The organism is Rhodococcus tukisamuensis NBRC 100609 (genome assembly GCF_001894985.1).
In the GTDB taxonomy this organism is placed as follows: domain Bacteria; phylum Actinomycetota; class Actinomycetes; order Mycobacteriales; family Mycobacteriaceae; genus Rhodococcus_G; species Rhodococcus_G tukisamuensis.
This window is the reverse complement of the sequence record NZ_BCXG01000042.1, coordinates 1-26984: the sequence shown is the minus strand read 5'-3', so window position 1 is coordinate 26984 and position 26984 is coordinate 1. Positions and strand designations below refer to the sequence as shown.

Annotated in this window: 25 protein-coding genes; 12 read left to right on the top strand and 13 right to left on the bottom strand. The window is 65.3% G+C overall.

What is annotated here, in order from left to right:
* The 9 genes from RT2_RS24290 to RT2_RS24250 form a co-directional block, all read right to left on the bottom strand.
* Nucleotides 1-398: acyl-CoA dehydrogenase family protein (locus tag RT2_RS24290; RefSeq protein ID WP_174556751.1), on the bottom strand; the 398-nt coding region annotated here is incomplete at its 3' end.
* 65 nt (nt 399-463) lie between these two features.
* Nucleotides 464-805 (bottom strand): hypothetical protein, encoded by a 342-nt coding sequence (locus RT2_RS24285; RefSeq protein ID WP_072847374.1) that lies wholly within the window; start codon nt 803-805, stop codon nt 464-466.
* A 277-nt stretch (nt 806-1082) separates the two neighbouring features.
* Entirely contained in the window at nt 1083-1304 is a 222-nt protein-coding gene (locus RT2_RS24280; protein ID WP_072847377.1) for a biotin/lipoyl-containing protein, read from the bottom strand.
* Nucleotides 1305-1309: 5 nt separating this feature from the next.
* Entirely contained in the window at nt 1310-2686 is a 1377-nt protein-coding gene (locus tag RT2_RS24275; protein ID WP_072847373.1) for an acetyl-CoA carboxylase biotin carboxylase subunit, read from the bottom strand.
* Nucleotides 2687-2697: 11 nt separating this feature from the next.
* Nucleotides 2698-4251, bottom strand: coding sequence for an acyl-CoA carboxylase subunit beta (locus RT2_RS24270; RefSeq protein WP_072847372.1), 1554 nt, complete (start codon nt 4249-4251; stop codon nt 2698-2700).
* A complete protein-coding gene (locus RT2_RS24265; protein ID WP_169888564.1) occupies nt 4241-6511 on the bottom strand; it encodes an acetate--CoA ligase family protein in 2271 nt (756 codons plus the stop codon). The genes RT2_RS24270 and RT2_RS24265 overlap by 11 nt, the downstream gene beginning before the upstream one ends.
* Before the next feature lie 379 nt (nt 6512-6890).
* On the bottom strand, nt 6891-7640 hold the full coding sequence (locus tag RT2_RS24260) for an ABC transporter permease (RefSeq protein WP_217635637.1): 750 nt from the start codon (nt 7638-7640) through the stop codon (nt 6891-6893).
* Between the two features lie 68 nt (nt 7641-7708).
* Nucleotides 7709-8506: an ABC transporter ATP-binding protein gene (locus RT2_RS24255; protein WP_072847369.1), complete on the bottom strand. Its 798-nt coding sequence runs from the start codon at nt 8504-8506 to the stop codon at nt 7709-7711.
* On the bottom strand, nt 8503-9561 hold the full coding sequence (locus RT2_RS24250) for an ABC transporter substrate-binding protein (RefSeq protein WP_072847368.1): 1059 nt from the start codon (nt 9559-9561) through the stop codon (nt 8503-8505). The genes RT2_RS24255 and RT2_RS24250 overlap by 4 nt, the downstream gene beginning before the upstream one ends.
* Before the next feature lie 649 nt (nt 9562-10210).
* On the opposite strand from RT2_RS24250, the gene RT2_RS24245 reads away from it, so the two are divergent.
* The 5 genes from RT2_RS24245 (at nt 10211) to RT2_RS24225 (ending at nt 14549) form a co-directional block, all read left to right on the top strand.
* Nucleotides 10211-11167 (top strand): cytochrome P450, encoded by a 957-nt coding sequence (locus RT2_RS24245; protein WP_217635638.1) that lies wholly within the window; start codon nt 10211-10213, stop codon nt 11165-11167.
* Between the two features lie 44 nt (nt 11168-11211).
* On the top strand, nt 11212-11403 hold the full coding sequence (locus RT2_RS25700) for a ferredoxin (protein WP_217635639.1): 192 nt from the start codon (nt 11212-11214) through the stop codon (nt 11401-11403).
* Nucleotides 11403-12407 (top strand): PDR/VanB family oxidoreductase, encoded by a 1005-nt coding sequence (locus tag RT2_RS24235; RefSeq protein ID WP_072847366.1) that lies wholly within the window; start codon nt 11403-11405, stop codon nt 12405-12407. The genes RT2_RS25700 and RT2_RS24235 overlap by 1 nt, the downstream gene beginning before the upstream one ends.
* Nucleotides 12408-12591: 184 nt before the next feature.
* Nucleotides 12592-13743 (top strand): ABC transporter substrate-binding protein, encoded by a 1152-nt coding sequence (locus tag RT2_RS24230; RefSeq protein WP_072847365.1) that lies wholly within the window; start codon nt 12592-12594, stop codon nt 13741-13743.
* Nucleotides 13744-13784: 41 nt separating this feature from the next.
* Complete coding sequence (locus RT2_RS24225) at nt 13785-14549, top strand: SDR family NAD(P)-dependent oxidoreductase (protein WP_072847364.1); 765 nt, start codon at nt 13785-13787, stop codon at nt 14547-14549.
* 159 nt (nt 14550-14708) lie between these two features.
* On the opposite strand, the gene RT2_RS24220 is transcribed toward RT2_RS24225, so the two are convergent.
* From RT2_RS24220 to RT2_RS24205, 4 genes are all read right to left on the bottom strand, one after another.
* The gene (locus RT2_RS24220; RefSeq protein ID WP_169888561.1) at nt 14709-15611 is read right to left on the bottom strand and encodes a LysR family transcriptional regulator; all 903 of its coding nucleotides are present in this window, start codon (nt 15609-15611) and stop codon (nt 14709-14711) included.
* Between the two features lie 241 nt (nt 15612-15852).
* Nucleotides 15853-16551: an SDR family NAD(P)-dependent oxidoreductase gene (locus tag RT2_RS24215; RefSeq protein WP_169888558.1), complete on the bottom strand. Its 699-nt coding sequence runs from the start codon at nt 16549-16551 to the stop codon at nt 15853-15855.
* Between the two features lie 18 nt (nt 16552-16569).
* Nucleotides 16570-17400, bottom strand: coding sequence for an ABC transporter permease (locus tag RT2_RS24210; RefSeq protein ID WP_139191337.1), 831 nt, complete (start codon nt 17398-17400; stop codon nt 16570-16572).
* Nucleotides 17401-17509: 109 nt separating this feature from the next.
* Complete coding sequence (locus RT2_RS24205; protein WP_139191339.1) at nt 17510-18439, bottom strand: SDR family NAD(P)-dependent oxidoreductase; 930 nt, start codon at nt 18437-18439, stop codon at nt 17510-17512.
* Nucleotides 18440-18776: 337 nt separating this feature from the next.
* Here RT2_RS24205 and RT2_RS24200 point away from each other — a divergent pair, with 337 nt between their 5' ends.
* From RT2_RS24200 to RT2_RS24170, 7 genes are all read left to right on the top strand, one after another.
* Nucleotides 18777-19940, top strand: a complete 1164-nt coding sequence (locus tag RT2_RS24200) for an ABC transporter substrate-binding protein (RefSeq protein ID WP_072847359.1) — start codon at nt 18777-18779, stop codon at nt 19938-19940.
* 46 nt (nt 19941-19986) lie between these two features.
* Nucleotides 19987-20817, top strand: a complete 831-nt coding sequence (locus RT2_RS24195; RefSeq protein ID WP_083577591.1) for an ABC transporter ATP-binding protein — start codon at nt 19987-19989, stop codon at nt 20815-20817.
* Nucleotides 20818-20857: 40 nt separating this feature from the next.
* Nucleotides 20858-21688 carry an alpha/beta fold hydrolase gene (locus tag RT2_RS24190; RefSeq protein ID WP_072847358.1) on the top strand — a complete coding sequence of 277 codons (831 nt, stop codon included), beginning with the start codon at nt 20858-20860 and terminating at the stop codon, nt 21686-21688.
* 110 nt (nt 21689-21798) lie between these two features.
* Nucleotides 21799-23667 carry a flavin-containing monooxygenase gene (locus RT2_RS24185; RefSeq protein WP_169888553.1) on the top strand — a complete coding sequence of 623 codons (1869 nt, stop codon included), beginning with the start codon at nt 21799-21801 and terminating at the stop codon, nt 23665-23667.
* A 72-nt stretch (nt 23668-23739) separates the two neighbouring features.
* The gene (locus RT2_RS24180; protein ID WP_072847356.1) at nt 23740-24603 is read left to right on the top strand and encodes an alpha/beta fold hydrolase; all 864 of its coding nucleotides are present in this window, start codon (nt 23740-23742) and stop codon (nt 24601-24603) included.
* Nucleotides 24604-24677: 74 nt separating this feature from the next.
* Nucleotides 24678-25508 (top strand): SDR family NAD(P)-dependent oxidoreductase, encoded by an 831-nt coding sequence (locus RT2_RS24175; RefSeq protein ID WP_072847355.1) that lies wholly within the window; start codon nt 24678-24680, stop codon nt 25506-25508.
* A gap of 257 nt (nt 25509-25765) precedes the next feature.
* On the top strand, nt 25766-26851 hold the full coding sequence (locus tag RT2_RS24170; protein WP_072847354.1) for a Re/Si-specific NAD(P)(+) transhydrogenase subunit alpha: 1086 nt from the start codon (nt 25766-25768) through the stop codon (nt 26849-26851).
* Nucleotides 26852-26984 lie beyond the last annotated feature (133 nt).

Here is a 26984-nt window from a genome sequence, read left to right as displayed (position 1 = left end):
GACGCCATCGTCCCGTCGAGCAGCGGCTTGAGGTACTTCTCATGGTGCTCCTCGGTCCCGAAGAGCTGGAGCACCTCCATGTTTCCGGTGTCGGGGGCATTGCAGTTGCACACCTCCGCCGCAATGAGGCTGCGCCCCATGATCTCCGCGAGCGGCGCGTACTCCAGATTGGTCAGCCCCGGACCGTAGCCGGGGTGCGGGTGGAAGAGGTTCCACAACCCACGCCGGCGGGCCTCCGCCTTGAGCTCCTCGAGGACGGGCGGCTGGAAGTGCGGGTCACCGGACTCACGCATCTGCTCGTCGTACACGGCCTCGGCCGGGTAGATGTGCGTGTCCATGAACTCGAGCAGATCCGTCCGGAGCTTTTCGGCGCGGTCTGAGACGTCAAAGAGGGACATGGGAGTCTCCTTCGATAGTGGGGGCTGTTCGGCCAGCGCCTGCGGGGCGCTGCCGCTTCTTGTGATTACAGATCGACCTGTCGGGGGTCGCCCTGAATCGAGACCGGTCCCGTCAGGGCAGCGAGCGTTCGGAGGCTTGTCGGATACCGGCGCCGTCCAACCGACAGGACCGCGACCGTCATCAGGCCTACCAGCGGAGCAAGCTGCAGCGCCCGCAGAAGTCCCGCCTGGTCGGCCACAACTCCGATGACAAAGGGCCCCAGCGCCATTCCCAAGAAGGTGTATGCCAGGGTCAGCGTTCCGAATCCGGATGCCCGAAGCGACGGGTGGATCAGGCTCGCGACGAGTGCCGTCACCGGGCCGGACGAGCCGGCAGCGAAGAAGGAACCGATGCCGAGCAGGATCATCTGGGGCGCGCCGACAGCCCCCACTCGACCTTCAGCAGCGGAAGGATCGCACTGAGAACCTGCCGAGACATGTAGTCCGACAACATCAGAGCGAAACCCAATGCGAAGACGACCCACGGGTACATCCGCGACGACCTGGGTGGTGCGGGGCGCGGGTCGACGGTTGCGTGTAGAGACACGGACACTCCTCGGGGATCAGGCGCTGGCACGAGTCGATCCAGACCCACTGACGCAGGGTGAATCGGTCACGCCCCGGAGCCGCGGCGGCGTATTCGGCCTATTGCGCGGATATCTCGAGCAGCGGTTGGCCGAGGTTCACGCTCGCACCCTCGTCCACATGAATCGCCACGACCGTCCCGGCGTCGGAATAGATGACCGGGATCTCCATCTTCATCGACTCGAGGATCATCAACGGCTCGTCCGGGACGACCGGGTCGCCGACCGCGACCAGGATCTTCCATACATTGGCGCTGAGATCTGCCTGCACTGTCTCGGTCATCTTCGTCATGCTCCTGACTTGGCTGCCGCAAGTTCTCGGCTGGTGATGGTGGAAACGATCGTGGTGTCGTACTGCCCTGAGACGAACTCCTCGGAGCGGACCAGCTTGCGGAGGAAGGGAAGGTTCGTCACGACTCCGGTCACTTCGAATGCATCCAGTGCGGTCTGCGCCAGGGCGATCACCGCAGGCCGGTTCGGTGCTGTCACAACCAACTTGGCGAGAAGCGGATCGAAGTTGGAGGTGACGACGTCGCCGGCCTCGTACCCGCTGTCGACCCGGATCCCCGGCCCCGACGGGGGTTGCCACTGCTCGATCGTTCCCGGCGCCGGGAAGAACCTGACCGGGTCCTCGGCGCAGACCCGGAACTCGATCGAGTGCCCCTGCGGCTCGGTGTTCAGTTCGGTCGTGGTTCCGCCGGTGGCCGCGACGCTCAGCTGCTGCTCGATGAGGTCGACCTCGTAGGTCAGTTCGGTGACGGGATGTTCCACCTGGATGCGGGTGTTCATCTCCAGGAATACGAACTCCCCGGTGACGGTGTCCAGCAGGAACTCCACCGTGCCTGCGTTCTCGTAGCCGACGGCCCCGGCCGCGCGGATCGCCGCCGCACTCAGCTGGTCCCGCACAGCGCGTTCGAGACGTGGGGCCGGGCATTCCTCGGCGACCTTCTGATGGCGTCTCTGCACAGAGCAGTCCCGCTCGCCGAGCGTGAGCACAGTCCCGTCGGCCAGGCCGAGTACCTGCACCTCGACGTGCCGGGCGGAGGAGATGTACTTCTCCAGGAACACCTTCCCGGAACCGAAGCTACGCTCTGCCATCGACTGGGTGCCGGCAAACATCTTGCTTAGCTGCTCGCCGTCGTGCGCTACGACCATTCCGATTCCACCACCGCCTGCCGCCGCCTTGAGCATGACCGGGAAGCCGATCGACTCCGCCTGGACGAGGGCGTCCTCCACTGAGGACAGTCCGTTGTCGGTGCCGCCGCTGACCGGCACCCCCGCTGCGGCAACGGCGTGCCGGGCGGTGACCTTGTCCCCCATCACCTCGATCACCTCGGGGCTGGGACCGATCCAGAGCAGGCCGGCGTCGATCACGGCCCGGGCAAACTCCGCGTTCTCGGCAAGGAATCCGTAGCCGGGATGAATCGCGGTGACCCCTGCAGCCACTGCGGTTTCGATGATCCGTCCACCGTCGAGATAGGTCCCGAGGGGCTTCGCGTCCTCGATGCAGATCGCCCGATCTGCCTCCCGGACGAACGGGAGGTCCGCGTCGACGGGATGGTAGATGGCGACGGACTCCACGCCGAGCCGGCTCGTGGTCTTGATGATTCTGCGGGCGATCTCGCCGCGGTTGGCGATCAGCACACTCACTGGATACTGCGTCATGTCGTCACCTCTCAGTAGCTGGTCGGCCAGTTGCTCAGCAGGTGCTCACCGATACCGTTGGTGCGGTGTCGGTAGTTCGCGCTGAGTGCGTGGACGACAAAATCTCGGGTGTCGACGGGATCGATCACCTCGTGCACGCCGTACACGCGTGCGATGTCGTATGCCGTTGTATCGCGGGCCATCTCGTCGAATCTGGCCTGGTACTCCTCCGGGTTCGCATCGCGGTCGACGCCGTAGACCACGCCGACCGCCGAACTCGGGTCCATGAAGCTGACCTCCGCGGACCACCAGGCGGCGACCGCGTCCGCCGTTTCGGACCCGCCCATGTTGACGAAGGCCTGTCCGTAGTTCTTCCGCAGCATCACGGTGACCTTCGGGACGGTCACGAGCGACAGCGCGTTCATCCAGTTGATGACCTTGCCGGCGATCTTGTTACGCTCCGCCTCCAACCCGATGAGGAACCCGGGCTGATCGACCATGAACACAATGGGAATGTTGTACGAATCGCACAGCACGAGAAAGCTTGTGGCCTTGTCACAGGCGTCGCCGTCGATTGCGCCGCCCTTGAACATGGGGTTGTTGGCGATCACGCCGACCGTGCGCCCGTCGATGCGTGCCAGACCGGTGATCAGGCTCTTGCCGAACTGCGGCTTCAACTCGAAGAGGCTGTCGTCGTCGGCAACACACGCAATCACCTTCCGCATGTCGTAGACCTTCGACCGGGACTCCGGAACGAGGTTCCGCAGCTCTGCCGCTCGCGATCCCGAACCCGCAGGGACCGGAGCTGTCGGCGGGGTCTCCTGGTTGTGGGACGGAAGGTAGGACAGGAACTTCCGGACCAGCTCGATGGCCTCTTCGTCGGTGTCGGCCACCGCGTCGGCGATCCCGGTGACCTGGGCGTGCAGCTTCCAACCGCCGAGCTCCTGCGCATCGACTTCCTGGCCCGTCGCGCGGCTGACGAGACCGGGACTCGAGACCGCCATGACCGCGCCCTTACGGAACACCACGAAGTCCGAGGACACCGAATGCCAGGTGGCCGAGCCGAATGCGTAGCCGAACACCGCTGACGCCCAGGGAGTTTCACGGCGGCGAAGGAATCGGGTGCGGTCGTTTCCGCTGCCCATGCCCATGCCGCCCATCACGTCCGGCATCCGGACGCCGGTCGACTCCGCCAGGTACACCATGGGCACTCCGGAGCGCAGCGACAGGTCCTTCATGTGCTGCATCTTCTTGTTGCTCACCGAGCTGCTGGAAGCGCCCTTGACGGTGAAGTCGTACGCGATGACCGCGGCCGTGCGCCCCGCCACCTCGCCGGTTCCGGTGACCTTGCCGTCCGCCGGAGTGCGGTTGTGGTCAGCCGGAACTGCCGACGTCGCAAACAGCCCCGTCTCGCGGTAGGTGTCCTCGTCGAAGAGGAGAGCTACCCGTTCGCGGGCATTCAGGACGCCCGCCTCCGCACGCTGCTTCAGCTTCTTCGGCCCGCCCATGGCCAGGGCGGCGTTCCGCCGCTCGATGTGCCGGGCCTCGGGTCCGAGCGTCTCTTCTTGCAGGTTCTCAATTGTCATTGGTGTTGCCCTTTCTGGCCGAGGTGAGTAGCACCCGAGCGTTGTCGTCGCCCTGGTCGACGTCCTCGAGACGCCGGCGCCGCAGCAGTGCCTGCGTCGCGCGCGCAGCACTCTCCAGATCGCGGAACGCCGGGATCCCGGCCGCCCGTGCGCGCGCCTCGTAGACCTTGATCTGGGCGTCCGTGTCGGCCTTGCCGTCGGTCTTGAGGACCAGGATGTGATGGCACTTGTGCTCAGCCGCATCCCGTGCACGCACGATCGCGTCGATGATCGCGGCCGGCACGTCGCCGTGGGTCGCTCCGAGGTTCTTGACGATGATGCCGACGTTGAAGTGCGAGATGACCGCGGCGGGCGAGCTGTGCGCGAGAGCGGTTCGCAGGATCTTCTCCACCACCGCACCGCCGTCCACTGCCAGGGTGGGGGCCGGGGCATCGATCGGATTCTCGAGTCCGTTGCCCGGCGGCAGGCCGAGGCTGTTCAGCTCGTCGATCGCGGTCTGCGGCAGCTTCGGCGTGGTCATGCCGACGCGATCGAGGGTGTCGGCGGCCAGCACGCTCGCGCCGCCGCCATTGCCGAACAGGACCACGTCGCTGCCCGTCGTCTGCACAGCCTCGTCGCACACGTCGAACACGTGAAGTGCGTCGACGAACTCGTCGAGGGTGTCGACCAGGACGACGCCGGCCTGCCGGGCGAGCGCGGGCCACAGCCGGTGGTTGCCGCTGAGCGCGCCGGTATGGCTGGTCGCCGCCCGCGCGCCGTCGGCGGTGCGACCACCGGCCAACAGCACCACCGGCTTGCTCGTCTCGCACCGGCTCAGCACCTCGAGCACCTCGCGTCCGGAGGACAGAGATTCGAGGTACAGGCCGACCACCGACGTCGCCGGGTCGCCGAGGAAGAACTCGACAAGCTCGCCGGCCGAGACGTCTGCGCCGTTTCCGATGCTGATGACGCCACGGAAATCGACTCCTCTCGCCTCCCCCAGCCGCAGGATGTCCACGCTCAACCCGCCGCTCTGCGACACCACCGAAATGGAGCCCGGGACTGCCGGCGCATCGGGGATGAACGAGAGCCGACCCGAAGTCGAGTGGGCGCCAAGGCAGTTGGGTCCGATCAACCGGATCCCGGCCGCACGGGCAGTCGCAATGAGCTCACGCTCGAGTTCGATGCCCTCGTGCGTTTCGCCGAATCCGCTTGAGATGACCTGGGCGAAGGCGACCCGGTCACGCCCCTCCGCCAGCACCGGAGCCACCGAACCGGCCGGCAGCGCGACATATGCGTAGTCGACGACGCGGTGCAGGTTGCCGAGTGAGGCGACCGCCGGCAGACCTTCGACGAGGTCGGCGGTCGGGTGCACCGGGATGATCTCGCCCGCGAACCCGAACTGCTTCAGGTTACGGATGAACAGATTGCCCGCGGTGGTTCCCCGCCCGCTCGCGCCGAGAACGGCGACGGCCTGCGGTTCCATCAGACGGTCGAATCCCTTGCAGTACAGCTCGATTCCGGCAGCGGAACCGGTCGCTGCGGCCTCCTTCGCGGCGTCGGCCGATCCCGCCTCGCGAAGGACGAAGCGCGCGTCCACCGCGACCGCACCGTGCGCCGACACGATGATCGGGTTCAGGTCGATCTCCACCACGTCGTCGGGCAGGGAGGCCAGGAGCCCACCGGGTTCTGCCAGCGCGTACACCACCTCGACAAGGCTGTCGATGTCGACGGGGGCGCCGCCGCGCACGCCGCCGAGGAGCGCCTTTCCACGCAGTTCGTCGAGCATCGCACGGATCTGGCCGCGGGTCAGCGGCGCGAGCCCGAACGCGACGTCCTCGAGGACCTCGACGAAGATGCCCCCGAGCCCGACCATCACCGCCCAGCCGAGCCCTTCGGTGCGGACGGCACCCAGCACGACCTCGAGGCCCTTCGGTGCCATCTCCTCGACCAGGAAGCCGGCGGTCGTGTGGCCGAGTTCCGCCAGGCGCCGCCGCATGTCGTCGGCGACCTCGGCGAGTTCGTCGTGGCGCAGCCCGACCCGGACACCGCCGGCATCCGACTTGTGAACGAGCGTCGGCGACACCGCCTTGAGTACCAGCGGCGGCGTCAGGCTCGACGGAACCGAAGAGGTTTCCTCGACGGTCAGGCCCCGGGGGACACTCACCCCGAACTGGCCTAAGAGGTACTTGGCCGTTGCCTCTGGAATGACCACTCCTCCCGCCGCGCGAGTCTCCCCGATCGCCGTCAGGATCTGCGCAGCAACTGAGGTGGATGGCATCGAATCGACTGACAAGGAGGACCCCCCTGTTCGAATGACGTGGACTACGAGCGCCACGGATACGGAAGTGAATTGCGTGTGCCAAGTGTTGATCGAGATCACATTCCAGGGAAGACCCAAGGACCTTGTCCCGTGATACGCATCACCTATCGGCGCCACGACGGCGCCGGCCGCCGAATGACTTGGCGAGTCCGTCGACGGCACGCTGGGGGCGACTACCGGCACGAAACAGGTTGCACACCAATTGGTTACTCGAAACCTGGAACCGCGTGAAGGGCTGCCCGCCGACATCGGCGAAGCACGGCGCGTGGGCGCTGCCCGCACAGCAGCAAGCCCCGCTGGGCGCGTCAACACACCCAGCGGGGCTCTCCCGTGAGGGTCAGCCGACCTTCGCCATGCCCCAGCGCTCGATCGTGAGGCGCTCGATGCGCCCGAATCCGAATTCGATCGCCAGACCCAGGGCGGAGATCACGACCAGACCGGCGAAGACCGCATCCGTGTCGAGGAAGTACCGCGCCTGGTTGATGAAGTAGCCCAGGCCTCCGGTGCCGCCGGCCGCACCGAAGACGAGTTCGGCGCCGACCACCGTCCGCCACCCGAAGGCCCAGGCGATCCGGACACCCGTCAACAGATGAGGCAGTGATGCGGGAAAGAGGACCTGCACCACCATCCGCACACCTTTGATGCCCATCGTCCGGGCGGACCGCTGCAGCGTGGTGCTGACCATCCGAAACCCCATGCTTGCGTTCAGGGCGATCGGCCAGATGGTCGAGTTCAAGATGACCACCACGATCGCGGTCGGGGTCAGGCCGAACCAGATCATTGCAAGGGGGAGGATTGCGATCGAGGGCAGTGGATTCATGATCGACACGACGAGAGACAAGAGATCGTCCATCCACCGTGACAGCACGGCAAGGGTAGCCAGCGTCAGACCGATGACCAGTCCCAGTCCGGTACCGATTCCGAGGATTCGCAGCGTGGAAGCGGTCGCATCGAGGATCGCTCCGGACTGGAACGCCTCCACGATCGCCCGAGCCACGTCGGCGGGCGACGGAAAGAGAAGGGGCGAGGGCTGGAAGATCCAGATTGCGGCCTGCCATACCGCGACAAGCCCCACGGCCAGGACCACGCGGCGCATGGTCGCGCTGAGGCGGAACGATGCGGTCCGAGGAAGCGGTGGAGTGAGTGCTGTCGCGGTCATCGCTGCGCTCCCTGTGCGTTCTTCCGAACGGCCGGCGTGGAGCCGTCCTCGAGCAGGAGTCTCAACTGCTCGACCGTCGATCCGAATTCGGGGTGGCCGAAACCGTCGATTGCCGACGTGTCGACGATCTCCTGGATGCGCCCCGGGCCACTGGACATGACCATGACCCGGTCTGCAAGGTAGACCGCCTCCGGGATGGAATGGGTCACCATGATGACGGTCATCGATTCGCTGTCACAGATCCTCACGAGTTCGCGTTGCAGGTTGGTGCGGGTGATCTCGTCGACCGCGCCGAACGGCTCGTCGAGCAGCAACAGTGCCGGCTCCACGGACAACGCCCGGGCGATGGCTGCTCGCTGCTTCATCCCCCCCGACAGCTGGTGCGGGTAGCGATCGGCAGCGTCACGGATGCCGACCAACTCCAGGTAGCGAAGACTCCGCTGTCGGGCCTCGTCCCCACGGAGGCCAAGCGCCAGCTTCGCCGCGTAGTTGAGGTTGCCGACCACGGTCCGCCACGGGAAGAGCTGGTCGAAGTCCTGGAACACCACGGCCCGGTCGGGCCCGGGTCCGAGGATGCGCTTGCCACGGACCTGCAGGTTGCCCGACACCGGCTTGATGAATCCCGCGATCGACATGAGAAGCGATGTCTTGCCACAGCCGGAGGGACCGAGCAGAACGAACCGTTCGCCCTGCCTGACCTCGAACGTGACGTCGTCGACGGCGAGGTGAGAGTCCCGATCTCGCGACTCGTATCGAATGCTGACCGCCTCGGCGGAAATGACCGGTGCGATCACTGCCCGACCTCGCTGACGGAGGAGAACATCATCTGCTCGGTCGAGGGAATCGACTTGATCAGTCCTACGGACTTCATGAACTCGGCGGACGCCCCGAATCCACGGGGAGCGACATCCCAGTGGTTCTGAGGCAGTCGGAGCCACTCGGCGTAGGTAGCGGCCGACTCGCGGCCTTCATCGGCGTTCGCGAGCACCTCGGCCGCCTTGTCCGGGTCCTCACGGAGCATCTGCAGGGCGTCGGCCAATGCCGCGAAGAGGGTCTCGGCGAACACCGGATTCTCGTCGTGGAACTTCTCCGACATGACAATTGCCGAATAGGTGATCGCCCCGAATGCGTCCGCAGCCGAAGCCACCTCGTGAGTGTCCGGACGCGCGAGAAGCTGGTACTGGAACGGCGGCGCGATGAACGCCGCACCCGTCGTTCCGGTGAGGAACGCCTGATAAGCGTCCGGATGTGGCATCGGTGAGAGCTGGTCGTCGAATGCCTTGACATCCCCCAGCTTCGTCTGGGCGAGCGACTTGAGCGCCATGGCCTGGCCAGAGTCCGGCGAGGGCACAGAGATCGGCCGGCCGGACGCGTCAAGGTCCTCGATGGACCGGATCTCCGGATCGCTGGAGACCATGCTGATGCCGATCTGGCCCATGGACCCGAGGACCTTCCACGGCACACCCTTGTCGACCCCGATGACGAAGGGCGCGATTCCCGTGACACCAACCTGGACCTTGCCCGACAGGATGCCGTCGCGGGTCGCAGCGCCCCCGCTCACGCCCTCGTCCCACACGAGCCGGGTCTCGGGAAATGCCGTCTCCAGGACGCGCTTCTGCTTGATGATCGTCAAGGGCGCGTAGGGCAGACCGGATCCGATGGTGATGTGGATCTCGGCCGGTGAGCCGTCAGCACTCTGACCGGATGCACCGCCGCAAGCAGTGATTCCAGTCGACAGGAGCACAAGGCTCGCCAATAGCTTCAGGCGAATCATCTGGAGCCTTCCTTCAGGCATCGTGACGGTGGTCACAATGCGAACGGTGACGAGTGCAGTCTCCTTGCCGGACATTGCCGACGGAAGGGTGCGCAACCTTTCAACCGCGATAGCCGCCAGATTGCAATCTAGGACGAAACATATTGCTGGATATGTCGATTCGAATGCGCGGCGGCAACACCGGACACGACGCACTGCGCCCACCCGCCGTACGCCTCCAGCCCTGCGACGCCCGAAACCTGTCGGCCGACGCCGGCCGGCGGAGCCTCACCCCGCTGCGCGCTCCACCGAGTCAGGCGACCGCCGGACCGGTCGAGATCAGCTCGGCGGCAGCCACTTCCGGAGTCACGCAAGCATTCGGCGGCTATCGCGGTGATAACGACTCGACAGGCGGCGACTCATTGACGCTTCCGCCGACCGGCACAAGTATCACTGAGACCGTCGTCACACCGATCCCATGAAAATGTGGAGGTAAGCCATGGCTTCACCCGTTCCGGCTCCCGAATTCCCGATGCAGCGGACTTGCCCGTTCTCCGCACCCACGGCGTACGGGGATCTACGAGACACACAGCCGGTCGCACCGGTTCGTCTCTGGGACGGCCGTTCCGCATGGCTGCTCACGCGATACGAGGACATCCGGACTGTCTTGCGGTCGTCGTCGCTCAGCGCCCAGACGAAACGTCCGAACTTCCCTTTTCTCTCCGAGTCGGATCAAGCAGCCAAGATGCAGGACGAATCCCTCCAGCGACTGGACGGGGCCGATCACAGCCGGCGTCGCCGGTTGCTCATCCCCTTCTTCACCGTCAACCGTGTCGAGGCCCTGCGCCCCACCGTGAAGACGTTGGTGAGAGGACTCCTCGAGAATCTCGTCGCGCAGACGCCACCGGTCGACTTCTTCCACGAGTTCTCCCTGGTGGTGCCGTCGACGGTGGCCTGCGAACTTCTCGGCGTTCCGTATCAGGACCACGAGTTCTTCCAGGTGCAGAGCGCCGTGCGGATCTCGCGCACGGCGTCACCTGCGGAGGTCACGGAGGCCACCGACAAACTGCTCGAATACCTCGGCGAGCTGATCGACCTGCGAACTGCCGACCCTCGGGACGACGTGATGAGCTTCCTGGCCGAACACGTCGCCAGTGGCGCGCTCACCCGCGAGGAAGCGGTGATGGACGCGAATCTGCTCCTCCTCGGCGGCCATGAGACCACCGCCAACGTCATCACACTGGGAACACTGGCCCTCCTGGAGAATCCAGAACAGCTCGCCCGAATCACCTCCGGAGAGGTTTCCGTCACCAACGCGATCGAAGAACTGCTCCGCTTCACCTCGGTGACACACAGCAATGCTATGCGCCTGACTGTCGAGGACATCGAGATCGCCGGCCACACGATCCCGACGGGAGAGGGCCTGATCGCGGCGGTGTCCGCGGCGAACCGAGACGAGTCCGTGTTCCCCGACCCGGACAGACTCGACGTCGGACGGCGCGAAGCTCGCCAGCACATGACTTTCGGATACGGAGTTCATCAGTGCCTCGGGCAGGCCCTCGCCCGCATGGAGCTGGAAGTTGTACTCGAGACCGTCTTCGACGTGATTCCGACTCTCCGGTCGGCCAAGCCCATCAGCGAGCTCCGGTTCAAGGACGACTCGGCCTTCTACGGACTCCACGAATTCCCGGTCGCGTGGTAGCGACCGGACCAAGCCACAGCGACGAAGGAGCGGTTTTGATTCGGGTGATTGCAGACAACACGAAGTGCATTGCTGCGGGACTGTGTGTCGGACGCGAGCCGGGCATCTTCGATCAGGCAGAAGACGACGGCCTGGTGTTCACGCTTCGGGAGAACGTCCTCCCCGAGGAGTACGAAGGAGTGGCCGAATCGGAGCGGATCTGTCCCTCCGGAGCCATTACGGTGCACCGGGACTGATGCACGAAGATCGATCGATCTCTGGAAAGCAGGGTTCCGTGCGCAACTCATTCAATGAAGAAGAACTGACTGTCGTCGTGACTCACCGGTCGGCGCTCACCGAGGAGATCGTCGAGCTCGAGTTTCGCAACGCCGACGGCAGCGATCTTCCTGCCTGGGACCCGGGGTCGCACATCGAGATCGTCTTGTCCGAGTCCGTCATTCGTCAGTACTCACTCTGCGGCGACCCCTCCGACCGAGGTTGTTGGCGAATCGCCGTACTCCGCGAGGCCGATGGCCGGGGCGGGTCGCTGCAGATCCACGAGGAACTGCACGTGGGATCCTCGGTGGCAGTGCGGGGCCCGCGAAACCTGTTCCCACTTCGCCCGTCCCCCAACTACGTCTTCATCGCAGGCGGCATCGGCATCACGCCGATGCTGCCCATGGTCTCGGCGGCCGCGAAGGCCGGTGCGCGGTGGTCCATCCACTACGGAGGCCGGTCACGTCGGTCGATGGCGTTCGCTGAGAAACTCTTGGAGATCGACGGCGCCGGCGTGCGACTCTACCCTCAGGACGAGGTCGGCGTGATCGACTTGAATTCGGCTCTGGGCCAACCTGATACAGATACCTTGGTCTACTGCTGCGGGCCCGAGGCATTACTCCGGGCGGTCGAGGACCGGTGCCGATCGTCCTGGCCGTCCGATGCCCTCTGCATCGAACGGTTCTCCCCGAAAAGTGTCGACTCGAGCGCCGGTGACGATTCGTTCGAGGTCGAACTGATGCAAAGCAGCATGACCGTCACTGTGAATCCCGGCCAGAGCATACTGTCGGCGCTCGAGGAGGTGGGCGTACCGGTCCTGGCCTCGTGCATGGAAGGAACGTGCGCAACTTGCGAGGTCGCGGTGCTGGAAGGTGTTCCGGATCATCGGGATTCCGTACTCACCGAGCGCGAACGGGAAGACAACAAGACGATGATGATCTGCGTCTCGCGCGCCGCCGGATCCCGAATCGTGCTCGACCTCTAGCTGACCACCTGCCGCGCCAGGGCGCGTTGCCGGCGTCTCGACTCCGCCGCGGCCTGCACCGTCGCCGGCGACCACTGGTCGACCCGCCGGGCGCGGACACGGTCCGGCACGTCTGGGTTCGGCACACCGACTCGGACGAGATCTTTGATTCTGTCTGCCCCTGATGTAACGAGCCTAGGGAGTAATGATGACCAGAGAGTTTGACCGCACAGCATCCATCGGACGAACGCGCGGCGCGGCCATCGGGCCGGCGACCAGTCGGCGAAACCTGTTCAAGTTTGCCGGCGCAGGGGTGCTGGCCATTGGCGCCGGCTCACTGCTCGCCGCCTGCGGCGGCAACGAAGCAGTTGGCGGGGCGAGCACGAAGGCAGAAGGTGCACTGGCCACACCGACCCCGTTCACCGTGGGGTCGTCCTCGGGTGACAATTTCCTGATCGACGTCGTCAATGTCGACCAGAACCAGTTCGCCCCGTACAACCTCGAGGTCCCGAAGTTCATCTATCCGCAGAGCGTTGTGCAGGGCATGCAGATGGTCAGTGCCGGTGCGATCGAGGGCGCAGCAATGGACACCATGCTCGCCATGCTCAGCTTCGCCAACGGCCAGAAGGGAAACCGGCCGGTCATCGTCGGCATGCGCATGCCGGTAAACACCTACAACATGATTGTGGGTCCGGGAAGCTGGCCCGACCAGGGCGCCGGCTTCGTCGAGAAGATGGGCTCCCTGAAGGGCAAGAAGATTGGCGTCACCGCTATCGGCGCGGGAACCGATCGCCAGTTGGACCTGGCCCTCAAGGCAGCCGGGATGGAACGCGGTGACATCACGGCGGTGGCCGTCGGGCAGATACCCGCCGCAATTGCACAGATCAAGAACGGCAGGCTCGATGCCTACGTGGGTTTCACCTACGGTTCGGGACTGTCGGTGGCCACCCAGGTCCAAGGGCAGATGCTGATCGACTTCAGCGGCGGCGACACACCCGAATTGTTGAGCGCCCTCCAGGTGTGCCCGCTGGTCATGCGAGAAGACAATGCCGAAGCGCACGAAGATGTCGCCAATGCCTGGCTCGCTGCACAGTGGGATGCCAAGACGTGGATCGAGAAGAATCGAGCGGCCGCCGCGGCACTCCTCAACGCGGGAACCTTCAACAACGAGGCACCCGTGGAGGCCGGCAAGGCAATCGATTTCATGGTCGATCGTGCCTTCCCGAAAGTCAGCCCGAACTGGAAGGTGACTCGCGGCGGAATCGAGCACGTGGCGGACGTCATGGACCAACTGGGCATGCTCAAAAAGGGCACGGTGTCCTACGAAGACATCGTGCCGCCATTTGCCCGGGCCTAGCACCGACCAGGCCGACCAAACCTACAGCGAGGGCATTCTTCATGATCAGTAGAACAGCAAGCAAGGACGACGCGTTCGACCTTACGGACAAGGTCGCGGTGGTCACCGGGGCAGGACGAGGAATCGGTCGAGCGTGCGCGCTCCAGCTCGCCGGTGCGGGCGCCAACGTCGTCCTGGCCTCCCGAACCACATCGGAACTGCAGGCCGTGGCCGCCGAGGTGGAAGCGCTCGGCTCAAAGGCCCTCGTCGTGCCGTGCGACGTCGCCGAGTACAGCGCATGCAGCGATGTTGCCCGCTCGGCCTTCGACACATTCGGCCGCATCGACGTACTCGTCAACAATGCCGGTACCGGAGCGCCCTGCCCCGTGCTGGAAGCGGAACCGGAAGAGTGGGCCGGTGTGATCGCGCTCAACCTGATCGGACCGTTCAACATGTCGCGTGCCGTACTCCCCCACATGATCGATTCGGGCGGCGGCCGGATCATCATGATCGGGTCGGGCCTCGGGCACTCTCCCATGGGAGGGCTCACCGCCTACGGCTCGTCCAAGGCCGGCATGAGCCATTTCATGAAGGCCCTTTCCGACGAGGTCTGGGAGCATGGAATCGACGTGAACGAAGTGATTCCGGGGCCGGTCGCCACCAAGCTCACCGAGGCTCTCGTCACGGTGGGCGAAGCCCCTGAAGGCCTCCCCAGTGAACGCGTGAAATCGCCCTACGAAGTTGCGGAACTGGTCGGCTGGTTGGCACAGCAACGCATCGGCGGTCCCACCGGTCAGATCTTCAGCCTGGCGCGCCGTGCACTGTGAGACCGCGCCCCACGGGCGCAAATCTGTTACACAGCCACACATTTGTGATTGACAAGCACAAGAGCGTATCGGCCTCGCCCACCGGCGAGGCCGATACGTCGGCCGTCCGTACCCGGCCGGTCCTGCCCGGGCAGTCAGCGCCCCGAGTACCCCGGCACTCTACGCACCGTTGATCTCGGCAACCTGCTGGCGGATGAGCCTGAGCAGGGTCTGCACTACAGGGCTTCGCATTTCGCCCCTCCGTACCACCGCGGCAAGCCGTGTGGCCGCCCAGTCTGCAGACACCGGAGACAGCACGACGCCGTCGCCGCTGACGGTGGACGGTGCGACCGTGTTCGCGATCGCGATACCGACCCCGGCCTTGACCATGCGGATGGAGGTCTCGGCGCTGTCCGTGAAGTAGACGGGACGAATCTCGATGCCCTCGACGAGTCGCTCGAGCGCATCGCGCAGGATGCTCCCCTTCGAGAAGAAGATCAGCGGTTGGCCGGCGAGGTCCGATGCCTGGACAGACTCCTTGCGCGCCAGCGGATGCTCCTCGGGAATCGCCAGGACGAGCCTCCCCGTGAGCAGGTCGATGTACTGAAGGGTGTCGGCATTGCAGTCGTCGCCCTTGAGCGTGCTCAGCAGTCCCATGTCGAAGTGTCCGGTCGAGACACCACGGCGGACCATCTCCGATCCACCCTCGGTCACTTCGAAGCGGATGTTGGGGTGCTCGCGATGCAGTAGCTTCACGACGTCGGGAAGCAGGGTCAGGCTGGCCGTGGAGACCGCAGCCAACCTGATGCTCCCGATCTTCAGATTGTCGATCGCGCTGGCTTCCTGGCGCAGCGCGTTCTCTGCCCGCATGACTGCGAGGGCATGCGGGAGGATGCGTTCTGCGGCATAGGTCGCGCGCACCCCGTTGGCCCCGCGGAGCACGAGAACCACACCCAGGTCTTCCTCGAGACGCTGGACCTGGGTTGTGATCGTCGGCTGCGTGACACCGACCTCCTTGGCCGCCTGCCGGAACGATCCGGTTCTCAATGCGGCCTCTAGATACCGCAACTGTTCGAATCTCAAAGTCGAAGCACCTCGTGTCGTCGGGGCCCACCGGCACCCACTGAATACGCGTCGGCCGGCCGGTGTGTCGTGGCACACATCGGCGGGGCAAGCGCCAGAGTAGGGCCTGCGAGAACGGCGCCGAAACCCGGGTCTCGTTGCTAGACAAGCGGTCACTTGTTCAGTTCATCGTTCTACGGTGTCCGAAAGTATCCGTGCCACCGGCCTCGTCACGTCGACACCGGTGGCACGGACTGGACCCTCAATGCCGAATCGAGCCGCCGTCCACCACCAGGGTCTGGCCCGTCACGAACGACGCTCCGGGCGACAGGAGGAAGCGGACGGGTTCCACGAAGTCCGCGGGGGTGGCGGCTCTCTTGATCGCTCGCGTCGCGATGTTGCTCGCTTCGGTAGCGGCGATGGACGCTGCCAGCGGCGTGATCACGAGGCCTGGCGCGATCACGTTCACGGTGACTTCCCGGCAGCCGACCTCCTCTGCCAGGCACCGTGCGAATCCGATGACACCTGCCTTCGACGCCGCATAGACCGCGGCGGCGCCCGGCCCCTTGAACACTGTGCCGGACGAGAACAGGACGATCCGTCCGCCGTCGTCAACGAGGGGTAGCAGCGCCTGCGTCACCGCCAAGGTGCCGTGCAGGTTGACCTGGAGGACTCGTTCCCACGATGCCCGTGGAGTCTGCGCGAAGGGCTCGAAGTGACCTGTCGCGGCACAGTGGACCAGGCCGTGGATGCGGTCAACTCCTTGTGCGCGCAACTGCCCGACTATGTCGTCGATCCCCTCGGGGGTAGACACGTCCCCGATCAGATAGGTCACACCCAGGACAGGTTCACTCGGGACCTGCAGGTCTATCACGACCACCGGATTGGTGGTGGTGATGGCCTCACACAGCGCCGCTCCGATACCACTGGCGCCGCCGGTCACGACAACGGGAAGATTCACGATGCACACCGCCTGTTCTCATGCACGCTTCTGTACCACCTTCTGGAACAACGAGATGCCCGCGTCGAGAAGCATCGACATCAATCCCATCGCAAGGAGCACCGCGAACGACTCCGCAACCTGGAAATTGTTCGTCATCGTGACGAGTCGCTGCCCCAATCCGGTGTAGGCGCCGACCATCTCGGAAAGAACCGCTCCGAGCACCGAGTAGACAGCGGCAAGCCGCAAGCCGCCCACGATCGCCGGCAACGCGCTCGGGAACTCGATCTTGACGAACCGCTGCCATGCGGACATCGACATCGAGCGCGCGAGCATGTCGATGTCGTGATCGATGCCGCGCAGCGCGCTCGCCGTGGCGGTGAGCAGCACGAAGTACACGATGCTGGCCGCGACCAACGCCTTCGGCACCATCCCGAGCCCGAACCACAGGATGAAGATGGGGGCGAGCGCGGGCCGGGGGAGGCTGTTCAGCAGCGTCAGGAAGGGTGCTGCTGCGCGGTTGAGAACCTCACTGCGGGAAAGGATCACACCACTGAGCACGCCGAGGGAGGCCCCGATCAGGAGGCCGGCCATGGCCCCACCGAACGTGCTCTTGACGTCGATCCAGAAGGTGCTGTCCGTGAGCTGGACGACGAACGCCTGCCCGACGTCCTCCGGTGTGGAGATGAACAGCGGATCGACGAGGCCGGTATGCGAAGCAAGGTACCAAGCGCCGAGGAACAGGCCGAGCCACAGCAAACGCAGCGCCCACGTCGCCTGAAAGGCATTGCGTCTGTTTCGACGCTGCTCGGCGAAGATCTCGCGTTCCATGTCGAGTACATCAGCATTCGACGTCTGCACAGTAGTCATCTTCACTTCCCTGAGTTGAGAGTGCTTGTTCGCGTCCCATTCACATGGTGCGATCGGACCGAGCCTTCGGAAGGCACGCAACCTGACAGTTCAGCCGCGAGCCCGGGCATCAGACCTGCTCGAGCAACGGCCGCGGCGGCAACTCCACCGGCGACGACGCGAGCGGCCCGCCGGCGACCGTGAGGACCTCACCGGTGATGTACGACGCCGCGTCGGAACAGAGGAACATGCAGGCGTTGGCGACGTCGGTCGGGGTTCCGAGACGACCGAGCGGGATGTATGCCGCGATCTTGTCTGCGGTGTCCGAAGCTGCGAAGCGGGAAGCATCGGTCAGGATCGCTCCGGGAGCGACACAGTTGACCCGAATGTTCTGCCCCGCCCATTCCCATGCCATCGTCTGGGTCAACGACACCACCCCGGCCTTCGCCGCGGCATAGGCGCCGCGCTGCGGGTGGGCGTAGGAGCTCGAGACAGAGCCGACGTTGACGATGACACCGCCCCCCTGCTCGGCGAAGACCGGCCAGCATGCCTTCGCACACTGAAACGCGCCGCCGAGGTTGGTCTCGACGGTCGCGTTCCATGCGTTCGTCGAGAGCTCCTCCAGACGCTTGGCGAAGTTTCCGCCTGCGTTGTTGACGAGGATGTCGATGCGGCCGAAAGCAGCCATCGCCGCGCTGACGAGCTCTTTTGCTGTTTCCTCGGATCGGATGTTCCCCGCGACGGTCACCGCCTCGCTGCCGAGTGCACGAACCTGCTCTGCGACCGACTCGAGAGTTTCGGCATCGCGGCCGTGCAGAACCACCCTTGCGCCCGCTTCGGCGAGCGAGAGCGCGATCCGGGCGCCGATGCCGCGCGAGGCGCCGGTGACGATGGCCACGCGAGAAGAGAAGTCGAAGCCGATGGCGCCGGCGGGAGAACCTGGGGACTGAGGCATTGGCGATCGTTCCTTCACTGATCCGGCTGGTGGGGCAGCCGCCGACACCAGGTGCTCGGGGCAACTCGACTCGAACCACACTCGGCGTTCGGATTCGCGCGCCACCGCCAGGCTGAGGGCGGGTTCACGTACCGCGTCGGCTGCTCTCAAGAGGCTGGGCTTTTGCCGTACCCGAGCACAAGTGCGCGTTGCCTATCGGGGTGATAACGGGCGGGACCCCCGAGATTTCTTGACGCACCGTCTCCGGGCCGTGAGTATTCATGTAACGGAGGTCACATCCTGAGCAAGTCGCTCTCGAGCCGCATTTCGAGGGGCCGTCACCGACGGCCTTTTGACTGCACCTGCCGAAAGCTCTACTCCAGGAATGATTCTCAGCCGACTACGCCGGAACCGCCCCACTGTCGTCGCTCGACCCGAATTCCGAATCAGGAGCCACATACACATGAAGTTCCCCTTCGAACTGCCCCGATCCGCCGGACGGTCCCCCGCGTCCGCGGCAGGCGCCGGGTCGAGCCGTCGCGAGTTCCTGACGATGGCCGGCATGGGCGTTGCCGCCGTCGGGGTGGGTGCACTGCTCGCGGGGTGCAGTGACAACTCGAGCGCAGGCGCGACTGGCGCGCCCACCGGCGGCCTGGCGCCGAACGCGCTGCCCGATTCCACGAAGTTCGTCGTGGGATCCGCGCCCGGTGACAACTTCCTGGTCGACGTGGTGAACAAGAACCGGGACCAGTTCGCCGGCTACAACCTCTCGGTGCCTGATCTGCTCTTTCCGTCGAGCGCGGTACAGGCCAACCAGCTGCTCGCATCCGGGGCGATGACCGGTTGCATGACCGACATCACGCTCGCGATCAACGCGTTCGCAAACTCCACGCCTGGCCAGCGGCCCGTCGTGGTCGGCCTCCGAGTGCCGGCGAACACCTATTCGGTCGTCGTCGGGCCGGGTTCCTGGCCAGACGAAGGCGCATCGTTCGACGAGAAGATGAAAGCGCTGCGCGGCAAGCGAATCGGCGTTACGGCGCTCGGCGCAGGCGCAGACCAGCAACTCCTCATGGCTCTCGATGCCGCCGGAATCCCCGAGCGTGACGTGACCCGAGTCGGTGTCGGCCAGATCTCACCGGCCATCGCCCAGGTCAAGGCCGGCCGACTGGACGCGTACTTGGGCTACAGCCGTGGCGCGAGCCTTGCCGTCGCGGATCAGACCGACGGTCGCCTGCTGGTCAACTTCGCCGACCCCGGAACGCCGGAATCGCTCAGCAGGCAGGTTGTCGGCGCGATCGTCGTGCGTGAGGACTATGCCGCGGCGCAGCCGGCAGTCGTGCAGGCCTGGCTCGCCGCGCAGTGGGACGGCAAGGTGTGGATCGACGCCAACCCCGACGAGGCTGCGGCCCTACTCAACAAGGGCAGCTTCGACGGGAAGATGCCGGAAGCCGCCGCACAGTCGATCCGGTTCTTCCAGGAGACGGTCTTCCCGAACACGAAGCAGATGTTCCAGGTGCCGCGCGACTCGATCGAACTGATGGTGGGCATCGCGGAGAAGCAGGGTCTCGTCCCGCAGGGAGCCGTGAGCTACGAGGCCCTGGTCCCGAACTACGCGCGAGCCCAGTGACCGTCCTCCTCCATCCGCCCGCCTTGACACGAACGAGGTGCTCTCAATGACCATGCTCAGCACAGATTCGGGGACCGCGACCGCCCGAGGGTTGTCCGTGGAGTTCCAGGACATCCACCACAGCTTCATTCACGGGGACCGACCGGTGCGGGCCCTCGAGAACTTCAACCTGTCCATCGCCCCCTCGGAATTCGTCAGCATCGTCGGCCCCTCCGGGTGTGGGAAGACCACTGCACTCTCGATGACCGGCGGCCTGGTCCGGCCACGGACAGGGTCGGTGCGACTGGACGGCCAGGAGGTCACCGCGTCACCCGAGGACGTGACCTTTCTGTTTGCGCGCGACGCGTTGCTCCCCTGGCGAACCGTGCGCGCCAACGTGGAACTGGGACTCGAGGTTCGCGGAATGAGTCGTGCCGAACGCCGAGAGCGCAGCGACGAGTGGTTGCACCGAGTCCGGCTGGAAGAGTTCGCCGACTCCGACATCACCCACCTGTCACAGGGAATGAGACAGCGTGTCGCAATCGCACGCACCCTTGCACAGAGTCCCCGCGTCGTACTGATGGACGAGCCGTTCGCGGCTCTTGATGCGCAGACACGGGCGATCCAGCAGGAGGAGTTCCTCCGACTGTGGGAGGCCGAACGCCCCACCGTCATCTTCGTGACTCACGATCTCGAAGAAGCGATCCTGCTGAGTGACCGGGTGCTCCTGATGGCGAGCCGGCCCGGCCGGGTCGTGGCAGACATCCGGATCGACCTCGAGCGTCCGCGCCGCCAGGAGATGCGAATCAGCTCCGAGCAGTTCCACGGCTACTACCACCAGCTCGCCGATCTCCTGAAGGACGCGGTTCAGGCCGCCGAAGTCGAGCGAACGAAATGACGCACCCCACCGTCACACTATTTGGAAAGGAGAACGGCTGGTGATCACCGGCAAAATGCATTCGGTTGACGGCACCCTCCTCAATTACAGGATCTTCGGGCAGGGAACCGAAGTCGTCACCTGCCTGCACCCCCTCGCCCTCGACGGATCCTGGTACGAAGACCTGGCCGCCGCGATGGGGCAGGACAGGCGCTACCTGTGCCCCGACTTCCGCGGACACGGTGGCACCCAGTTCGGACCGACCCGTGTGACTCTGGACCTCCTCGCCGAAGATGTTGCGGCACTCTGGTATCAGCTCGGAAATCAGTCCAGCACGGTGCTCGGCGTATCCCTCGGCGGCATGGTGGCGCAGGCACTCGCGACGCGGCACCGCGCGAGTGTCGATTCTCTGGTCCTGATGGGCACCACCGCGAGATTCGACGAACAGAGCAGCTACCACACCGGCCAGCGTGCCGCACTCGCGCGAAGCGACGGCGGGATGGCGAAGTTGCTCGAGCCCACCCTCCGACGCTGGTTCGACGAGGACACGATCCGCGCCAACGAGCGCCTCGTCGAGCTCGCGCGGGCATCCTTGACCGCCACCGACGGGGAGGTCCACGGCGCCTTTCTCGACGCGATGCGCGAACTCGACTACATCGATTCGTCCCCGGAATGGGCTTCCCCGCCAGCGACATTGGTCATCGGCGGCGAACACGACACCAGTGCCACTCCGGCGGTGACCAAGGCTCTTGCCGCGGCCGTGCCCGGAGCGGAACTGGCGATGACCCCCGGAGGGCACCTGGCGATGTTCGAGAACGTCAGGCAGGCCGCCGATCTGGTGAATGACTTTCTCGTACGCCAGAACCTGGACAGCCGCGACTCGGCGAGGTGACCGGGATCGTCCCCCGTCCACCACTCGGGGAACCTGCGATGCATGTTCGACAGGAGAAATCGGAGAATCATATGGCGGACAGCCCTTTCACTCTTCCCAGTATTGAACAGTTGCGTGCATTCATCGACCTCGCCGAGACCCCGGCGCTACTGATGGTCGTGGCGCACTTGACGAACGACGTCGCCGTGCTTCGCGACGAGTGGCGATCGGATCCGAATCTGCTCCCCCAGGGAAACCTGGATCCGCAGACGCAAGCCGAGGTGCGCCGGTTCTGCCTGGCTCGACTCGAGGCGTTTGCCGAAAGCGGAGCGCCGGTGCCGGCGCGACCCAGTGCTGCCGTGCTCTCGGCCATCGGCGATTGGGGCCTCGACGGACTCGGCGACGAGGTGACCGCGTTGCTCGATCAAGCCCTCGTCGCGGACTTCGAAGACCGCCGTGCTCCCGACTGGACCCTCGAATCCTTGGATCAGAACCGGGATTTCAAGGTGGCAATCATCGGAGCCGGAATCTCCGGGTTGCTCGCGGGACTCCGAATGAAGCAGGCCAACATTCCGTTCGTCATCTTCGAGAAGGGTGATGACGTCGGCGGAACCTGGAACGAGAACACGTATCCCAACTGCCGGACCGATGTCCACAGCCACATCTACGCATACTCGTTCTTCCCCTACGACTGGCCTTCGTACTTCTGCCGCCAAGAGGTGATTCTCAACTACCTCAGGGACTTCGCAAAGCACTACGGACTGTACGATCACATCCGCTTCGGCGTAGAAGTCGAGAACGCAGCCTGGGACGAGGGCGCGAACCACTGGACCGTGGCGACCGTGGACCGTCAGGGCGGCCGGGACACCGATGAATTTCACTCGGTCGTCAGCGCGGTGGGCCAGCTCAACCGCCCGAGTGTTCCGAACATCCCGGGCCTCGAGACTTTCGAAGGTGCGGCCTTCCACTCCGCGGAGTGGGACCACTCAGTAGACCTGACCGGCAAGAAGGTCGTCGTCATCGGTTCCGGCGCAAGCGCACTGCAGTTTGCGCCGGCAGCAGCCGAGATCGCCGAGCACGTGACGATCATGCAACGGACTCCGCCCTGGTTGTTCCCCACGCCGGAGCTTCGCCGCGACGTCAGCGAAGGCGAACGGTGGCTACTCCGCCATCTGCCGATGTACCGCGCCTACTACCGGTTCACGATCTTCCTGCCCCGTGTGGTCGGTCAGCTTGACGCAGCGACCGTCGATCCGCAGTACCCCCCGACCGAGCGCGCGATCTCGCATGCGAGCGAACTCGTCCGTGAGGACCTGACGAAATACCTGCTTGCCCAGATCGGCGACGACGAGGAGCTCATCGAGCACGTCATCCCGAACCACCCACCCGCCGCCAAGCGCATCATTCGTGACGACGGCACGTGGATTCGAACTCTGAAGCGCGACAACGTTACTGTGGTGAAGAGCGGAGTTCCTCGCGTCGACGGTACCGGGATATGGACGGATGCCGGCGAGCACATCGACGCAGATGTGATCCTGTTCGGCACCGGCTTCGCGGCATCGGACTTCCTGAGTTCCGTGTCGATTTCCGGTGTCGGTGGGCAGGAACTCAAGGACACGTGGGCGGGAGAGGCCGGCGCGTTCATGGGTCTCACCGTGCCCGAGTTCCCGAACTTCTTCATGATGTACGGCCCCAACACCAACCTGGTGGTGCACGGAAACCTGGTCTTCTTCATGGAATGCCAGGCGGCCTATCTTGTCGATTCGATCAAGTTCCTGATCGAGAACAAGCACTCCGCCATGAATCTTCGACCCGAGGTCTACGCCAAGTACCGGAACGACATCGACGATGCGAACCGCCTCCGGGCGTGGGGATGGTCCGGCGTCAGCAGTTGGTACAAGGGCGCCAGCGGTCGATCTCCGATCATGTGGCCGCTGAGCACCAAGGAGTACTGGGAGGGGACCCGCGAGATGCGGCCCGAGCACTACTCGCTGACCTGAATCTCTCATGAGCCAAGACCTGCTTCGACCACCGGAGCACGGTCGTTCGACATATCGATGAAAGGTGAAGACATGACATCCGAGAACTTGGTCATGGTGGACGGCGCCGCAACGCGCTACCTGTGGGCGGGGGCCCCGGGGCGCCCGACAGTTGTATTCCTGCACGACGGTGCGTGGGGCGCCAGCGCCGACGTGACCTGGGCGGACATGATCCCACTCGCCGCCGCGGACTACCACGTGATCGCTCCCGACATGCTCGGCTTCGGCGGCACCTCGAAGACCGTGTCGCTGGACACCTCGCCGTTCGCCTTCCGTACGTCCCACCTGTTTCGGCTCCTCGAGGAGCTCGGCATCGAGACCCCGGTACACCTCGTCGGCAACTCGTTCGGTGGTTCGATCGCCCTGCGCGCCCTGACCGACCCGACGTTCGCCGATCGGATCGCGTCGGTCACGACCATCAACGGAACCGGTGGCCCCTGGAAGACCGAGGCAATGGCGCAGCTCGGGTCGTTCGACGGCACCGCCGACGACGCTCGTCGGATCGTCGGGCTGCTCTGCGACGACTTCGACGGGTTCGACCAGCAGGTCGCGCTGCGACACAAGTGGGCAACGCAGCCCGGGCACTACCAGTGCATGTTCGCGCCGCACATCCCGGTGCCCGAGGCCGCGCAGGTGGCCCGGCCGGAAGACCCCTACCCGTCGAACCTCACCGGCGTGACGACGCCAATCCTGCTCATCGAGGGTCAGCACGACCTGCTGGTCGAGAGCGGGTGGGCCGGTCGCATTGCCGAGTTCGTTCCACACGCGACGATCGCGACGATGCCGGCCAAGCATGCGCCCAACATCACGCATCCGGCGCAGACGTGGCAGATCCTCAGTGGATTCCTTGCGGAGTCGGACATCTCGCGAACGGTCGCAGCTTCGGCGTCCAACTGACGAATACCCCTTCGACGCGGAAGCCCGCGTCCGGAGTTCACATGTTGTTCCACCCACCAGAAAGGGATTCGATGATGTCCGAGGCGCTTCGATCCAATGTGCCGGTTGCGGCCTCCGATATCGAGCACAACCGATTGTTCAGGTTGGACGGACAGCGGATTGTCGTGCTCGGAGCAGGTGGTGGCATCGGAGAGCACACGAGCCGCTTGCTGGCCTCGATGGGTGCCGAACTGGTGTGTGTCGACTCCGACGCCGCGAGCGCGGAGTCGATCGGCCGCAGCCTGGACTGCCCGGCACTGTCAGCGGACGTGACGACCGAGTCCGGCGTTGCGGACGTCGTTGGCTTTGTCGAGAGTGAAGTGGGCGAGATTCACGGATTCGTCGACGTCATCGGCAGGACGACGGCAAAGCCGCTGGCGGAGTTCACCCTCGAGGACTGGGAGGACGATTTCCGAGTCAACACGCGGCATGCCTTCCTGCTCGGACAGCAGCTTGCGCCACTGGTCGCCCGTAGTGGCGGCGGCTCGATCGTCTTCATCTCGAGCGTGTGGTCCCAGTATGCAAGCAAGGCAGCACCGGGATACGGTCCCGCCAAGGCGGCGCTGAACATCTGGATCAAGCAGCTCGCCGAGGAGTACGGCCCCGCCGGTGTACGGGTGAACGGAGTCGCACCGGGATTCTTCCTCTCACCGCGCATGGTCGAGAACCTCGACCAGGTAGGGCCCTCAGCAGCGCAGTCCATCTCGCGGCAGGCACTGCTCCACCGCCTGGGACAGCCCTACGAGGTGGCCGGCACCGCCGCCTTCCTGCTGACCCCGGCGGCCGGCTACATCACAGGCAGCGTGCTCCCGGTCGAGGGCGGTGCTACCTCACGAGATCCGCTGGGGTTCGCCAGCATTGGCTGAATCGTCCAACGGAGCCACGTAATCGGACTGATCCCGGCCCGATAACCGCCTGCATGTTGTGGGCGCCGCGCACCGTCGTCGACCTCATGTCGACGACGGTGCGCCCGTTTCCACTGCTCGATGCAGGAATCGGCGCAAGCGCCTGCTGTCCAGGCTGTTCAGCTCGTGCCGCTGAACCCAGGATTCCTTGTCCCCCAAGAATTAGAGGTCCGGAAGTGAATTCAGTTGAAGATTCGAGCGATCACGGGCGAGGAGGCTTGGCCAGCGTCGGTGTCGTTCGGGAAACGAACGACGGTGAACGGCGGGTCGCGCTGGTCCCCAAGATGGTCGCCTCGTTGATCGGCAAGGGCGTCGACGTCATCGTCGAGTCCGGTGCCGGGCTCGCCGCCCTCATGCCCGACGAGCTCTACAAGGAGGCCGGCGCGGCCATCGGCGACGCGTGGTCCGCCGATGTGGTCCTCAAGGTCGCCGCCCCCAACACGGAGGAGACCGGCCGGCTGCGGCCGGGTCAGAAGCTGATCGGGTTCCTCGCCCCGCGCACCAACGAGTCCGGCATCGCCGCGCTCGCCGCCGCCGGTGTCGAGGCCTACGCCGTCGAGGCGATCCCGCGTATCTCCCGCGCCCAGGTGATGGACGCGTTGTCCTCGCAGGCCAACGTCGCCGGCTACAAGTCGGTGATCGTGGCGGCGTCGGAGTCCACCCGGTACTTCCCGATGCTCACCACCGCCGCCGGCACCGTCAAGCCCGCGACCGTGCTGGTCCTCGGCGTCGGCGTCGCCGGCCTGCAGGCCCTCGCCACCGCCAAGCGGCTCGGTGGCCGGGTCACCGGCTACGACGTGCGCCCCGAGGTCGCCGACCAGGTCCGTTCCGTCGGCGCGCAGTGGCTCGACCTGGGCATCGACGCCGCCGGTGAGGGCGGCTACGCCCGCCAGCTCACCGAGGCCGAGCAGGCCCAGCAGCAGCAGGCCCTCGAGAACGCCATCAAGGGGTTCGACGTGGTCATCACCACCGCGCTCGTCCCCGGCCGCCCGGCCCCGCGCCTGGTCACCGCCGCCGCCGTGGAGGGCATGAAGCCCGGCTCGGTGATCGTGGACCTCGCGGGGGAGACCGGCGGCAACTGCGAGCTGACCGAGCCCGGCCGGACCGCGGTCAAGCACGGGGTGACGATCTGTTCCCCGTTGAACCTGCCGGCGACGATGCCGGAGCACTCGAGCGAGCTGTACTCGAAGAACCTGTACGCGTTGATCGAGTTGATGCTCGACGAGAGCGGCGCGTTTGCGCCGGACTTCGACGACGAGGTGCTCGCCGCCGCGTGCGTCACCCGCAAGGAGGCGACAGCATGATGTCCCGCATCGTCCTTTTCCCCATCGCACACGTGTTGACCTTCGCCATGTCGCTGATCGACCGAATGCTCGGCACCGAGATCCCGAGGCTGTTGGAGCAGGGCGCATCCGAGACGACTACTCCTGAGGCGGT

Bases quoted from the DNA above. Each gene is read 5' to 3' on its own strand.
- RT2_RS24285 (WP_072847374.1), bottom strand. From the start codon at position 805: ATGATCCTGCTCGGCATCGGTTCCTTCTTCGCTGCCGGCTCGTCCGGC.
- RT2_RS24280 (WP_072847377.1), bottom strand. From the start codon at position 1,304: ATGACCGAGACAGTGCAGGCAGATCTCAGCGCCAATGTATGGAAGATC.
- RT2_RS24275 (WP_072847373.1), bottom strand. From the start codon at position 2,686: ATGACGCAGTATCCAGTGAGTGTGCTGATCGCCAACCGCGGCGAGATC.
- RT2_RS24270 (WP_072847372.1), bottom strand. From the start codon at position 4,251: ATGACAATTGAGAACCTGCAAGAAGAGACGCTCGGACCCGAGGCCCGG.
- RT2_RS24265 (WP_169888564.1), bottom strand. From the start codon at position 6,511: ATGCCATCCACCTCAGTTGCTGCGCAGATCCTGACGGCGATCGGGGAG.
- RT2_RS24250 (WP_072847368.1), bottom strand. From the start codon at position 9,561: ATGTCCGGCAAGGAGACTGCACTCGTCACCGTTCGCATTGTGACCACC.
- RT2_RS24245 (WP_217635638.1), top strand. From the start codon at position 10,211: ATGCAGGACGAATCCCTCCAGCGACTGGACGGGGCCGATCACAGCCGG.
- RT2_RS24235 (WP_072847366.1), top strand. From the start codon at position 11,403: ATGCACGAAGATCGATCGATCTCTGGAAAGCAGGGTTCCGTGCGCAAC.
- RT2_RS24230 (WP_072847365.1), top strand. From the start codon at position 12,592: ATGATGACCAGAGAGTTTGACCGCACAGCATCCATCGGACGAACGCGC.
- RT2_RS24225 (WP_072847364.1), top strand. From the start codon at position 13,785: ATGATCAGTAGAACAGCAAGCAAGGACGACGCGTTCGACCTTACGGAC.
- RT2_RS24210 (WP_139191337.1), bottom strand. From the start codon at position 17,400: ATGACTACTGTGCAGACGTCGAATGCTGATGTACTCGACATGGAACGC.
- RT2_RS24200 (WP_072847359.1), top strand. From the start codon at position 18,777: ATGAAGTTCCCCTTCGAACTGCCCCGATCCGCCGGACGGTCCCCCGCG.
- RT2_RS24195 (WP_083577591.1), top strand. From the start codon at position 19,987: ATGACCATGCTCAGCACAGATTCGGGGACCGCGACCGCCCGAGGGTTG.
- RT2_RS24180 (WP_072847356.1), top strand. From the start codon at position 23,740: ATGACATCCGAGAACTTGGTCATGGTGGACGGCGCCGCAACGCGCTAC.
- RT2_RS24175 (WP_072847355.1), top strand. From the start codon at position 24,678: ATGTCCGAGGCGCTTCGATCCAATGTGCCGGTTGCGGCCTCCGATATC.